Source organism: Streptococcus oralis, from assembly GCF_003944215.1.
Classification (GTDB): Bacteria; Bacillota; Bacilli; order Lactobacillales; family Streptococcaceae; genus Streptococcus; species Streptococcus oralis_BI.
Genome location: NZ_RJVZ01000010.1, coordinates 1 through 13,567, shown reverse-complemented (window position 1 = coordinate 13,567; position 13,567 = coordinate 1). Strand labels below are relative to the sequence as shown.

The 13,567-nt window shown below is 41.4% G+C and carries 11 protein-coding genes; all 11 read left to right on the top strand.

The features are described from left to right. Positions 1-18 precede the first annotated feature (18 nt). Complete coding sequence (locus tag D8804_RS06665; protein WP_125399238.1) at positions 19-999, top strand: acetylxylan esterase; 981 nt, start codon at positions 19-21, stop codon at positions 997-999. Positions 1,000-1,331: 332 nt separating this feature from the next. Then, positions 1,332-4,751: an SIALI-17 repeat-containing surface protein gene (locus D8804_RS06660; RefSeq protein WP_125399237.1), complete on the top strand. Its 3,420-nt coding sequence runs from the start codon at positions 1,332-1,334 to the stop codon at positions 4,749-4,751. A 245-nt stretch (positions 4,752-4,996) separates the two neighbouring features. Then, positions 4,997-5,695, top strand: a complete 699-nt coding sequence (locus tag D8804_RS06655) for an N-acetylmannosamine-6-phosphate 2-epimerase (RefSeq protein ID WP_125399236.1) — start codon at positions 4,997-4,999, stop codon at positions 5,693-5,695. Between the two features lie 114 nt (positions 5,696-5,809). Next, on the top strand, positions 5,810-7,138 hold the full coding sequence (locus tag D8804_RS06650) for an ABC transporter substrate-binding protein (protein ID WP_125399235.1): 1,329 nt from the start codon (positions 5,810-5,812) through the stop codon (positions 7,136-7,138). Positions 7,139-7,357: 219 nt separating this feature from the next. After that, positions 7,358-8,224: a carbohydrate ABC transporter permease gene (locus tag D8804_RS06645; protein WP_001209417.1), complete on the top strand. Its 867-nt coding sequence runs from the start codon at positions 7,358-7,360 to the stop codon at positions 8,222-8,224. A gap of 15 nt (positions 8,225-8,239) precedes the next feature. Beyond that, positions 8,240-9,079 (top strand): carbohydrate ABC transporter permease, encoded by an 840-nt coding sequence (locus D8804_RS06640; RefSeq protein WP_001183243.1) that lies wholly within the window; start codon positions 8,240-8,242, stop codon positions 9,077-9,079. A gap of 389 nt (positions 9,080-9,468) precedes the next feature. After that, the gene (locus D8804_RS06635) at positions 9,469-9,921 is read left to right on the top strand and encodes a NanQ anomerase/TabA/YiaL family protein (protein WP_125399234.1); all 453 of its coding nucleotides are present in this window, start codon (positions 9,469-9,471) and stop codon (positions 9,919-9,921) included. 20 nt (positions 9,922-9,941) lie between these two features. Next, entirely contained in the window at positions 9,942-10,586 is a 645-nt protein-coding gene (locus D8804_RS06630; RefSeq protein WP_044020393.1) for a YesL family protein, read from the top strand. 170 nt (positions 10,587-10,756) lie between these two features. Then, positions 10,757-11,674: a dihydrodipicolinate synthase family protein gene (locus D8804_RS06625; RefSeq protein WP_125399233.1), complete on the top strand. Its 918-nt coding sequence runs from the start codon at positions 10,757-10,759 to the stop codon at positions 11,672-11,674. A 17-nt stretch (positions 11,675-11,691) separates the two neighbouring features. Next, positions 11,692-12,576 (top strand): ROK family protein, encoded by an 885-nt coding sequence (locus tag D8804_RS06620; protein ID WP_000150242.1) that lies wholly within the window; start codon positions 11,692-11,694, stop codon positions 12,574-12,576. Between the two features lie 330 nt (positions 12,577-12,906). Next, positions 12,907-13,567 (top strand): class I SAM-dependent methyltransferase (locus D8804_RS06615; RefSeq protein ID WP_142999711.1); only part of this gene is annotated, 661 nt, incomplete at its 3' end.

Below are 13,567 nucleotides of genomic sequence, written 5' to 3'. Positions count from 1 at the left end.
AAACAAAAGGAGTATGCTATGAAAAATCCAGCTTTACTAGAAGAAATCAAGACTTATAGAGGACGGGATGAGGTTCCAGAAGACTTTGATGCTTTCTGGGATGAGGAACTCAAAAAAGTTTCATCTCTTACTGCCTACCAGTTAGAGGAAAGAGATTTCCATATTCCCCAAGTCAAATGCTATGAGCTCACTTTTGAAGGAACGAATGCAGGTAAGGTCTATGCACGGGTCGTCCTTCCAAAAAGTGAAGGGAAAGTTCCGCTAATTTTCCATTTCCATGGATACATGGGACGTGGTTGGGATTGGACTGACATGCTGGCCTATACTGTGGCTGGGTACGGTGTTGTTTCTATGGATGTTCGAGGCCAGTCGGGCTATTCACAAGATGGTTTGCGCTCTCCACTAGGAAATACGGTGAAGGGGCATATCATCCGTGGTGCTGTGGAAGGTCGGAATCATCTCTTTTATAAGGATGTTTATCTGGATATTTACCAGTTGATCGAAATTATTGCGAGTCTACCTCAGGTAGATGAGAAGCGACTTTCAAGTTATGGTGCCTCACAAGGAGGGGCTTTAGCCTTGGTTGCAGCAGCGCTCAATCCTCGGATTCAGCGAACAGTTGCCATCTATCCCTTCTTGTCTGACTTTAGACGAGTGCTTGAGATTGGTAATACCAGTGAAGCCTATGACGAACTCTTCCGTTATTTCAAGTTCCACGATCCCTTCCATGAAACAGAGGAGGAAATCATGGCGACTCTTGCCTATATCGATGTGAAGAATCTTGCCCATCGTATCAAAGGAGAGGTCAAGATGATTACGGGCTTGGATGACGATGTTTGCTATCCCATTACCCAGTTTGCGATTTACAACCGTCTGACCTGCGACAAGTCCTATCGCATCATGCCTGAGTATGCCCACGAAGCCATGAATGTTTTTGTTAATGACCAAGTCTACAATTGGCTCTGTGGTAGTGAGATTCCTTTTTCCTATGTAAAATAATAAGTTTAAGAGAGCCTTGAGCTCCCTTTTTGTTTTCCAAAATCGAAAAGTACTTTCAGGAAACTTGAAACATTAAAATAGTTTTAAAAGTAGAATCTATTCTATATCAATTTAGCTATAAAGTTCAAAGTTTATTGTATAATAAGGGGAAGACATTGTGCGAAAGGAGGAAACTTTCCGCTGTTTGGTCAGAGAGTAAGAGCAGTGGACGTTTGAAGAATGGGAGGTCTCATTCAGTCGGTTACTTTCTTTTTACTTGTTTAGTTGGAGGCACTAAAAATTTTAAGAAAAAAAGAAAGCGCTTTATTTACAGAGAATATGAAAGGTAAAATATGAAGTATAGGGATTTTGATCGAAAACGACGATATGGCATTAGAAAATTTGCAGTTGGAACAGCTTCTGTACTAATTGGTACAGTTGTATTTGGAGTTTCGCCAGTTTTAGCCCAAGAACAGGGAAATGTAGTAGCGCCAAGTACTGAAAATGTGGAAAAAGGCAAAGACCAATCATCAGAAGAGATGCCCAAAGAAGCTGTAGTAGCAAATGCATCCGATGCTGATAAGAATGTAGTTGGGACTGAACTTGATCAAGATAAGCTCAAGAAGCAAGTAGAAGAAAAGACAGAAAATGCAACGGAAACAACTTTAAAAGAAGAGGAAGAATCAGCAGATGAGAATGCTATTCCTCGTGATTATTATTCAAGAGATTTAAAAAATGCTAATCCTGTCCTTGAAAAAGAAGATGTTGAAACCAATGCGGCAAATGGTCAGAGAGTCGATTTATCAAGTGAACTAGACAAACTAAAGAAACTTCAAAATGCTACAGTTCACATGGAGTTCAAACCAGATGCATCAGCTCCACGCTTTTACAATCTCTTCTCGGTATCCAGTGACACCAAGGAAAATGAGTACTTTACTATGTCGGTCCTTGATAATACAGCTCTTATTGAAGGGCGTGGCGCTAACGGGGAGCAGTTCTATGATAAGTATACAGATGCTCCTTTGAAAGTTCGTCCTGGACAATGGAATTCTGTGACCTTTACTGTCGAACAACCGACAGCAGAGTTACCTCATGGTCGAGTTCGTCTCTATGTGAACGGTGTCTTATCTCGAACAAGTCTCAAATCTGGTAACTTCATTAAAGATATGCCAGATGTTAATCAAGCTCAACTTGGAGCAACCAAACGGGGCAATAAAACAGTTTGGGCATCAAACTTACAAGTACGAAACCTAACTGTTTACGATCGTGCTTTAAGCCCAGATGAAGTTCAAACACGAAGTCAATTATTTGAAAGAGGTGAATTGGAACAGAAACTTCCTGAGGGAGCAAAAGTCACTGAGAAAGAAGATGTCTTTGAAGGTGGTAGGAATAATCAACCAAATAAAGATGGTATCAAGAGTTATCGTATCCCAGCTCTTCTCAAGACAGATAAAGGAACACTGATTGCTGGAACGGATGAAAGACGTTTGCACCATTCTGACTGGGGAGATATTGGGATGGTTGTTCGTCGTAGCTCAGATAATGGAAAAACATGGGGAGATCGAATTGTAATCTCAAATCCTCGTGACAATGAGCACGCTAAACATGCAGATTGGCCATCTCCAGTTAATATTGATATGGCCTTGGTGCAAGACCCTGAAACAAAGAGAATTTTTGCAATTTATGACATGTTCCTTGAAAGTAAGGCAGTATTTTCATTGCCGGGACAAGCTCCGAAAGCTTATGAACAAGTGGGAGATAAAGTTTATCAAGTTTTATATAAGCAAGGAGAATCAGGTCGCTATACGATTCGAGAAAACGGAGAGGTTTTCGACCCTCAAAATAGAAAGACAGATTATCGCGTCGTCGTTGACCCTAAAAAACCAGCCTACAGCGATAAGGGGGATTTGTATAAAGGGAATGAGCTAATCGGAAATATTTATTTTGAGTATAGCGAGAAGAATATTTTTAGAGTTTCCAATACCAACTACCTATGGATGTCCTACAGTGATGACGATGGGAAGACTTGGTCTGCACCAAAAGATATTACTCATGGGATTCGGAAAGATTGGATGCACTTCCTAGGAACTGGACCTGGTACGGGGATTGCCTTGCGTACAGGACCTCATAAGGGAAGACTGGTGATTCCAGTTTATACAACAAACAACGTTTCCTACCTAAGTGGTTCTCAATCATCTCGTGTAATTTACTCGGATGATCATGGTGAAACATGGCAAGCAGGGGAAGCAGTTAATGATAACCGTCCAGTAGGCAACCAAACCATTCACTCTTCAACCATGAATAATCCAGGTGCCCAAAATACGGAGTCGACTGTTGTTCAGTTGAATAATGGGGATCTCAAGCTCTTTATGCGTGGGTTGACTGGTGATCTTCAGGTTGCGACCAGTCATGATGGGGGAGCAACGTGGGATAAGGAAATCAAACGTTATCCTCAAGTAAAAGACGTTTATGTTCAAATGTCCGCTATTCACACCATGCATGAAGGAAAGGAATACATTCTACTCAGCAATGCTGGTGGTCCTGGACGCAATAATGGTTTGGTTCACCTGGCTCGTGTTGAGGAGAATGGTGAGTTGACATGGCTGAAACACAATCCTATACAAAGTGGTAAGTTTGCTTACAACTCGCTCCAAGATCTTGGAAATGGCGAATATGGTTTGCTTTATGAGCATGCGGATGGCAATCAAAACGATTATACTTTATCCTATAAGAAATTCAACTGGGATTTCTTGACCAAGGATTGGATTTCTCCTAAAGAAGCAAAAGTGAAATACGCGATTGAAAAATGGCCAGGTATTCTTGCGATGGAATTTGATTCGGAAGTATTGGTCAACAAAGCACCGACCCTTCAATTGGCAAATGGTAAAACAGCACGCTTCATGACCCAGTATGATAAAAAGACCCTCCTATTTACGGTGGATTCAGAGGATATGGGGCAAAAAGTTACAGGTCTGGCAGAAGGTGCAATTGAAAGTATGCATAATTTACCAGTCTCTGTGGCTGGGGCTAAGCTTTCGAATGGAATGAACGGAAGTGAAGCTGCTGTTCATGAAGTGCCGGAGTACACAGGCCCATTAGGGACATCCGGCGAAGAGCCAGCCCCGACAGTAGAGAAGCCAGAATATACAGGCCCATTAGGGACATCCGGCGAAGAGCCAGCCCCGACAGTAGAGAAGCCAGAATATACAGGCCCACTAGGGACAGCTGGCGAAGAGGCAGCTCCGACAGTTGAAAAGCCAGAATATACAGGCCCACTAGGGACAGCTGACGGAGAGCCAGCTCCAACAGTAGAGAAGCCAGAATATACAGGCCCACTAGGGACAGCAGGTGAGGAACCAGCACCAACAGTTGAAAAACCAGAATTTACAGGCGGTGTGAATGCTGTTGAGGCTGCAGTTCATGAAGTCCCAGAGTACACAGGTCCTTTGGCAACAGTAGGCGAAGAAGCAGCACCAAAAGTAGATAAGCCAGAATTTACAGGCGGAGTTAATGCTGTTGAGGCAGCTGTCCATGAACTTCCAGAGTACACAGGTGGCGTGAATGCAGCCAATGCAGCTGTACATGAAATTGCAGAATATAAGGGTGCTAATTCGCTTGTAACTCTTGCTGCAGAAGATTATACTTACAAAGCTCCTCTTGCTCAGCAGAAACTTCCTGATACAGGGAATAAGGAGAGTGGACTCCTTGCCTCACTAGGACTAACAGCTTTCTTCCTTGGCTTGTTTGCAATGGGGGAAAAGAGAAAAAAATAAGAAAATAATTTTAATCATTTGGCTTTGTAAAATTAGAAGGAGATAGTAGGTTTTTCAGCCTGCTATCTTTTTCTTTCGGTTCAAGGTGTGCTAATAAGAAATTATAAGATGTCTGAAACTACTTTCAGGATAGTCTGTTCTATAAAATAGTTTTGAAACTGAAATCTATTCCACTACAAACTATTGAAAACGCTTAACAAATGATATATAATAAGCCCATAAGAACAAGAAAGGGAGGAAAGAGGATGCCACAGATTAGCAAAGAAGCCTTGATTGAACAGATCAAAGATGGAATCATTGTCTCTTGCCAGGCACTTCCTCATGAACCGCTTTATACAGAAGCGGGAGGGGTTATCCCCTTGCTAGTCAAAGCGGCTGAGCAAGGTGGAGCAGTCGGTATCCGAGCAAACAGTGTTCGTGATATCAAGGAGATCAAGGAGGTTACGAAACTCCCGATTATCGGGATTATCAAACGTGACTATCCGCCACAGGAGCCATTCATTACAGCTACTATGAAAGAAGTTGATGAATTGGCTGAACTAGACATTGAGGTCATTGCTCTGGATTGTACCAAACGTGAACGTTACGACGGTTTGGAAATTCAGGACTTTATCCGACAAGTCAAAGAAAAATATCCTCATCAACTCTTAATGGCTGATACCAGTACTTTTGAAGAAGGGCTAGCAGCAGTCGAAGCAGGGATTGATTTTGTTGGAACAACCCTATCAGGTTATACCTCTTATAGTCCTAAGGTAGATGGTCCAGACTTTGAACTGATCAAAAAACTCTGCGATGCCGGTGTGGATGTCATCGCTGAAGGAAAAATTCATACACCAGAACAAGCTAAGCAAATCCTTGAGTATGGGGTGCGAGGTATCGTTGTTGGTGGAGCTATTACTAGACCAAAAGAGATTACGGAACGCTTTGTTGCCGGTCTTAAATAATACAATCTCAAAACAGAGGAGAGTGGTCGATGCGTCGGATGAAATGAAAACGTATACAAACAGAAGCTTACTCACTATCCAATATGGACACGCTTATCAATTAGGAGAATACAAATGAAATTTAGAAAACTAGCTTGTACAGTACTTGCGAGTGCTGCGATTCTTGGCCTTGCTGCTTGTGGTAACTCTGGTGGAAGTAAAGATGCTGGAAAATCAGGAAGCGATAGCGGAAAAACAGAAATCACTTGGTGGGCATTCCCAGTCTTCACACAAGAAAAAACTGGTGACGGTGTTGGAACTTATGAAAAATCAATCATCGAAGCTTTTGAAAAAGCAAATCCAGATGTAAAAGTGAAATTGGAAACCATCGACTTCAAGTCAGGTCCTGAAAAGATCACAACAGCCATCGAAGCAGGAACAGCGCCAGACGTACTCTTTGACGCACCAGGACGGATCATCCAATACGGTAAAAACGGTAAATTGGCTGAGTTGAACGACCTCTTCACAGACGAATTTGTCAAAGATGTGAACAACGAAAACATCGTACAAGCAAGTAAGGCTGGAGACAAAGCTTACATGTATCCAATCAGTTCAGCTCCATTCTACATGGCAATGAACAAGAAAATGTTGGAAGATGCTGGAGTTGCAAACCTTGTAAAAGAAGGTTGGACAACTGATGACTTTGAAAAAGTTTTGAAAGCGCTTAAAGATAAAGGGTATACACCAGGTTCATTGTTCAGTTCTGGTCAAGGGGGAGACCAAGGAACACGTGCCTTCATTGCAAACCTTTATGGCGGTTCTGTAACAGATAAAGACGTAACCAAATACACAACAGACGATCCTAAATTCGTCAAAGGTCTTGAAAAAGCTGCTAGCTGGATCAAAGACGGTTTGTTGAACAATGGTTCACAATTTGACGGTGGAGCAGACATCCAAAACTTTGCGAACGGTCAAACTTCATACACAATCCTTTGGGCACCAGCTCAAAACGGTATCCAAGCTAAACTCTTGGAAGCAAGTAAGGTAGATGTGGTAGAAGTACCATTCCCATCAGACTCTGGTAAACCATCTCTTGAATATCTTGTAAACGGATTTGCAGTATTCAACAACAAAGACGACAAGAAAGTCGCAGCAGCTAAGAAATTCGTTCAATTCATCGCAGATGACAAAGAATGGGGTCCTAAAGACGTTGTTCGTACAGGTGCCTTCCCAGTTCGTACATCATTTGGCAAACTTTATGATGACAAACGTATGGAAACAATCAGCAGCTGGACTAAATACTACTCACCATACTACAACACAATCAACGGATTTGCTGAAATGAGAACACTTTGGTTCCCAATGTTGCAATCTGTATCAAATGGTGACGAAAAACCAGCGGATGCTTTGAAAGCCTTCACTGAAAAAGCTAACGAAACAATCAAAAAAGCTACAAAACAATAAGCACTAAGTCAGATTGATTCCCCCCTTTTCCCTGTGCACTATGGTGTAAGAAAAGGGGGACTTTTGTTTGAAATGGTAGGAACTGTCACGAAATTAAAATGAAGTTCTTACATAAGCGAATCTTAAAAAATTTCATTTTGGTTTTAAAACAGTTTAAGAAAATCAAAAACTATTCTATTTGAAAGAGAGGTGCCGACTGTGAAAGTCAATAAAATTCGTATGCGGGAAACAGTGATTTCCTACGCTTTCCTAGCACCAGTATTGTTCTTCTTTGTTATCTTTGTCTTGGCTCCCATGATTATGGGATTCATTACAAGCTTCTTTAACTACTCCATGACCAGCTTTGAGTTTGTTGGTTTGGATAACTACATTCGCATGTTTAAAGACCCTGTCTTTACCAAGTCTTTGATCAATACCGTTATCCTAGTTATTGGATCAGTACCGATTGTGGTTCTCTTCTCGCTCTTTGTAGCATCTCAAACCTATCATCAAAATGCGATTGCCCGTTCTTTCTATCGTTTCGTCTTCTTCCTTCCTGTAGTTACAGGTAGTGTGGCCGTAACGGTTGTATGGAAATGGATCTATGACCCCCTATCAGGGATTCTAAACTTTGTCCTTAAGTCAAGCCATATCATCAGCCAAAACATTTCTTGGCTGGGTGACAAAAACTGGGCTTTGCTAGCGATTATGATTATCCTTTTGACAACATCTGTTGGTCAACCGATTATCCTTTATATCGCTGCTATGGGGAATATTGACAACTCACTTGTTGAAGCGGCGCGTGTTGACGGTGCGACTGAATTTCAAGTCTTCTGGAAGATCAAATGGCCAAGCCTTCTTCCAACAACTCTTTACATCGCGATCATCACAACCATCAACTCATTCCAATGTTTCGCTTTGATTCAGCTCTTGACTTCTGGTGGTCCAAACTACTCAACAAGTACCTTGATGTACTACCTTTACGAAAAAGCCTTCCAATTGACAGAGTACGGCTATGCCAATACTATCGGTGTCTTCTTGGCAGTGATGATTGCCATTGTCAGCTTTGCTCAATTCAAGATCCTCGGAAACGACGTAGAATACTAAAGAAAGGAGACAGTTATGCAACCTACACAAAAGAAACCCTTAACAGCTTTCACTGTTATTTCAACGATTATCTTGCTCTTGTTGACCGTGCTGTTCATCTTTCCATTCTACTGGATTTTGACAGGGGCCTTCAAATCACAGCCTGATACCATTATGATTCCGCCACAGTGGTTCCCTAAAATGCCAACCATGGAAAACTTCCAACAACTCATGGTGCAAAATCCTGCTATGCAGTGGATGTGGAACTCTGTATTTATCTCACTGGTAACCATGTTCCTAGTTTGTGCAACCTCTTCTCTAGCAGGTTATGTCTTGGCTAAAAAACGTTTCTATGGTCAACGCATCCTCTTTGCAGTCTTTATCGCTGCCATGGCACTTCCAAAACAAGTTGTCCTTGTACCATTGGTACGTATCGTCAACTTCATGGGAATTCACGATACTCTCTGGGCAGTTATCTTGCCTTTGATCGGATGGCCATTTGGGGTCTTCCTTATGAAACAATTCAGCGAAAATATCCCGACAGAATTGCTTGAATCAGCTAAAATCGACGGATGTGGTGAGATTCGTACCTTCTGGAGCGTAGCCTTCCCAATTGTAAAACCAGGATTTGCAGCTCTTGCGATCTTTACCTTCATCAATACTTGGAACGACTACTTTATGCAGTTGGTTATGTTGACTTCACGTCAAAACTTGACTATCTCACTCGGGGTTGCGACCATGCAGGCCGAAATGGCAACCAACTACGGTTTGATCATGGCGGGTGCAGCTCTCGCAGCAGTGCCAATCGTAACCGTCTTCCTTGTCTTCCAAAAATCCTTCACTCAGGGTATCACTATGGGAGCTGTTAAGGGATAAGAAAAGTAAACTAGTATATCAAGGTTGCGGAAGTGGTCTTGACATGCTATGGAAATATAGAGTTATAAGTGTCTACAAAATGGAGAGTATGCAGTTACTTCGTGAAGTTTTGTTAGACACTTATCAACTTAAGAATAAACTCTTTTCATGATACTAGTTAGAGTAGGTTCGTTTTATGGTGGCTATTTCCCGCTTTAGTGGTATCTAAGATAAGCAACTTACGCTTATCTTAGACGGAATTTTTGAGACTGACGATGAAGGAGTGAAAGGCTCAAAAATTAGGAATGAAATTCCGAAGGAATTTGCTTCCGTCCGCACTATTACAGGGAAATAGAGGAAGGATAATTCGGAACTGAAAACTAGTAACTATCAGAAACGAAGGAAACAGTATGATTTTTGACGATTTGAAAAACATAGCCTTTTACAAGGGGATCCATCCCAATCTAGATAAGGCTATCGACTATCTCTATCAGCACCGTAAGGATTCTTTCGAACTCGGTAAGTATGAGATTGACGGGGACAAGGTCTTTCTAGTTGTGCAGGAAAATGTCCTCAATCAAGCTGAAAATGATCAATTTGAGCACCATAAGAACTATGCAGACTTACATTTGCTGGTAGAAGGACACGAATATTCGAGCTACGGTTCACGTATCAAAGACGAGGCAGTAGCATTTGAAGAAGCGAGCGACATTGGCTTTGTCCATTGTCATGAACATTACCCACTCTTGTTGGGCTATCACAATTTTGCGATTTTCTTCCCAGGAGAACCTCACCAGCCAAATGGCTACGCAGGGATGGAAGAAAAAGTTCGCAAATATCTCTTTAAAATTTTGATTGATTAAAAGAATCAGGAGGAGCAAACATGGCACAAAAAGGAGTAAGCCTTATCAAGGCAGCATTTGATACAGATAATTTTCTCATGCGTTTCAGTGAGAAGGTCTTGGATATCGTGACAGTCAACCTTCTTTTTGTCGTCTCTTGTTTGCCCATCGTGACGATTGGAGTGGCGAAAATCAGCCTCTATGAAACCATGTTTGAGATTAAGAGAAGCAGACGGGTACCAGTCTTTAGAACTTATCTAAGAGCTTTCAAGCAAAATCTGAAACTGGGGCTTCAGTTAGGTCTGTTAGAGTTGGGCATTGTGTCATTAAGTCTTCTAGATCTCTATCTCTTCTGGGGACAGACAGCTTTGCCTTTTCAGATTGTGAAAGCTATTTGTTTAGGGATTCTCATCTTCCTCACTCTCGTGATGCTGGCTAGCTATCCCATCGCTGCGCGCTATGATTTGTCTTGGAAAGAAGTGTTGCAAAAGGGGCTTATCTTGGCAAGTTTTAACTTTCCATGGTTCTTCCTCATGTTAGCCATTCTCTTTCTCATAGTGATGGTTCTTTATCTATCCGCATTCACTCTCCTTTTGGGTGGGTCAGCTTTTATCCTCTTTGGTTTTGGTTTGCTAGTCTTTCTCCAAGCAGGTTTGATGGAGAAAATTTTTGCCAAATACCAGTAGGATGGCTTGTTCCTGAAACTACTTTCAATCGTTACAGTTTCTAAAATACAAGTAGAAACTAAAATCTAAGTGTATACAAGATATTGAAAGCGATTTTCACAAGGTGTATACTAAACTTGTAAAAAATAGAACTGCTCTCAGCAGAAAAAAGAAATCTTAGGAGAAAATCTATGTCAGATTTGAAAAAATACGAAGGTGTCATTCCAGCCTTCTACGCATGTTATGATGATCAAGGAGAAGTCAGTCCAGAGCGTACGCGTGCTTTGGTTCAATACTTCATTGATAAAGGTGTTCAAGGTCTCTATGTAAATGGTTCTTCTGGCGAATGTATCTACCAAAGTGTGGCAGACCGCAAATTGATCTTGGAAGAAGTCATGGCAGTTGCCAAAGGGAAATTGACCATCATCGCTCATGTTGCTTGCAACAATACCAAAGATAGTATGGAACTTGCTCGCCACGCGGAAAGCTTGGGTGTAGATGCCATTGCGACGATTCCACCGATTTACTTCCGTTTGCCAGAATACTCAGTTGCCAAATACTGGAATGACATTAGTGCTGCTGCACCAAATACAGACTATGTTATCTACAACATTCCTCAGTTGGCAGGTGTTGCTTTGACTCCAAGTCTCTACACTGAAATGTTGAAGAATCCACGTGTTATCGGTGTTAAGAACTCTTCTATGCCAGTTCAAGATATCCAAACTTTTGTCAGCCTTGGTGGGGAAGACCATATCGTCTTTAATGGTCCAGATGAACAGTTCCTAGGTGGTCGTCTCATGGGTGCCAAAGCTGGTATTGGTGGTACTTATGGCGCTATGCCAGAACTCTTCTTGAAACTCAATGAGTTGATTGCTGAAAAAGACTTGGAAACAGCGCGTGAATTGCAATACGCTATCAACGCAATCATCGGCAAACTCACTGCTGCACATGGAAATATGTACGGTGTCATCAAAGAAGTATTGAAAATCAATGAAGGTTTAAACATTGGTTCAGTTCGTTCACCATTGACGCCAGTAATCGAAGAAGATCGTCCAGTTGTAGAAGCAGCAGCGCAATTGATTCGTGAAACCAAGGAGCGCTTCCTCTAATCCATAAGGAGGTATTTATGACACACTACGTTGCAATTGATATTGGTGGAACCAACATCAAATATGGTTTGATTGACCAAGAAGGCCAACTTGTTGAATCGCATGAAATGCCAACAGAGGCGCATAAGGGCGGCCCTCATATCTTACAAAAGACCAAAGATATCGTAGCCAGCTATTTAGAAAAAGGCCCAGTAGCAGGTGTTGCCATTTCTTCAGCGGGAATGGTGGATCCTGATAAGGGTGAGATTTTCTATGCCGGCCCGCAAATTCCTAATTACGCAGGAACCCAGTTCAAGAAGGAAATCGAGACGAACTTTTCGATTCCTTGCGAAATTGAAAATGATGTCAACTGTGCAGGTCTTGCTGAGGCAGTATCTGGTTCAGGAAAGGGAGCGAGTGTGACACTTTGCTTGACCATTGGAACAGGTATCGGTGGTTGCTTGATTATGGATGGGAAAGTCTTCCATGGATTTAGCAACTCAGCCTGCGAAGTCGGTTATATGCATATGCAGGATGGAGCTTTCCAAGACCTCGCCTCTACCACAGCCTTGGTGGAGTATGTAGCAGCAGCTCATGGTGACTCAGTTGATCAGTGGAATGGCCGACGTATTTTCAAGGAAGCTACTGAAGGGAACAAGATCTGTATGGCTGGTATTGACCGCATGGTAGACTATCTAGGAAAAGGTCTGGCAAATATTTGCTATGTGGCCAATCCAGAAGTGGTCATTCTCGGTGGCGGTATCATGGGGCAAGAGGCAATCCTCAAACCGAAGATCCGTACAGCCTTGAAGGCGGCCTTGGTACCAAGCTTAGCTGAAAAAACACGATTGGAATTTGCCCATCACCAAAATACAGCAGGGATGTTGGGAGCCTATTATCATTTCAAAACAAAACAATCCTAGTTTGGAACTATAGAATTAAGAAGAACACTTAATCACTACTTGAGTGAAAAATGTTTTCCTTAATTCTTTTTTTATTGAAAAATTTGAGCCAAAGGAGGTAATCGTGAGAAACTAGGAGAAAATAACCGCCTTGCATGAGAAGTTAAGCCGAGAGCAATTCTATCATCAATTTAATTGATATTTAGTTTGAGTAAATGAGAAAATGTGGAAAAATGATATAATGAGATGGATGAGAAATTGACAAATTAGAATTTGTAGAGGTGAGAAAAATGCAATGGCAACATATTCACCTTAAATCAAAATACTATAAAATTACGAGGAGATGGTAAGGTGAACAATTATATAAAATTAAATGAAGATAGATGGAATAATGTAAAAAATGACTACACTGAGCCGTTGACACATGAAGAATTAGAAGAAGTTAGAAAACATCCAATTTCTGTTGCCTTAACTGTTGGGGAAAAGGTTCCAACAGAATGGTTTGAAAAAGCCAAGGGAAAAAAGATATTAGGTTTAGCTTGTGGAGGCGGACAGCAGGGTCCAGTTTTTGCTGCAAAAGGTTATGATGTCACCATAATGGATTTTTCTAAATCACAATTAGAAAGAGATGAGATGGTTGCAAAAAGAGAAGGCTTAAAAATCAATACAGTTCAAAGCGATATGACAAAACCTTTTCCATTTGAAGATGAAACTTTTGATATTGTTTTTAATCCAGTTTCAAATGTATATATAGAAGATTTAGAAAACATGTATAAAGAAGCCTCTCGAGTATTGAAAAGGGGCGGACTCTTAATGGTCGGATTTATGAATCCTTGGATATACATGTATGATGCTGACACTGTATGGGACAAACCCGATGAGGAATTACAGTTAAAGTTTTCACTACCTTTTAATTCAAGAGAGCTTGAAGAGGAAGGCGAAATCACCATCAATCCAGAATATGGATATGAATTTAGCCATACCTTAGAAAGTCAGATTAGAGGACAACTAA

Excerpts from the sequence above, each read along its gene's own strand:
- D8804_RS06665 (WP_125399238.1), top strand. The coding sequence starts at position 19 with ATGAAAAATCCAGCTTTACTAGAAGAAATCAAGACTTATAGAGGACGG.
- D8804_RS06660 (WP_125399237.1), top strand. The coding sequence starts at position 1,332 with ATGAAGTATAGGGATTTTGATCGAAAACGACGATATGGCATTAGAAAA.
- D8804_RS06655 (WP_125399236.1), top strand. The coding sequence starts at position 4,997 with ATGCCACAGATTAGCAAAGAAGCCTTGATTGAACAGATCAAAGATGGA.
- D8804_RS06650 (WP_125399235.1), top strand. The coding sequence starts at position 5,810 with ATGAAATTTAGAAAACTAGCTTGTACAGTACTTGCGAGTGCTGCGATT.
- D8804_RS06645 (WP_001209417.1), top strand. The coding sequence starts at position 7,358 with ATGCGGGAAACAGTGATTTCCTACGCTTTCCTAGCACCAGTATTGTTC.
- D8804_RS06640 (WP_001183243.1), top strand. The coding sequence starts at position 8,240 with ATGCAACCTACACAAAAGAAACCCTTAACAGCTTTCACTGTTATTTCA.
- D8804_RS06635 (WP_125399234.1), top strand. The coding sequence starts at position 9,469 with ATGATTTTTGACGATTTGAAAAACATAGCCTTTTACAAGGGGATCCAT.
- D8804_RS06630 (WP_044020393.1), top strand. The coding sequence starts at position 9,942 with ATGGCACAAAAAGGAGTAAGCCTTATCAAGGCAGCATTTGATACAGAT.
- D8804_RS06625 (WP_125399233.1), top strand. The coding sequence starts at position 10,757 with ATGTCAGATTTGAAAAAATACGAAGGTGTCATTCCAGCCTTCTACGCA.
- D8804_RS06620 (WP_000150242.1), top strand. The coding sequence starts at position 11,692 with ATGACACACTACGTTGCAATTGATATTGGTGGAACCAACATCAAATAT.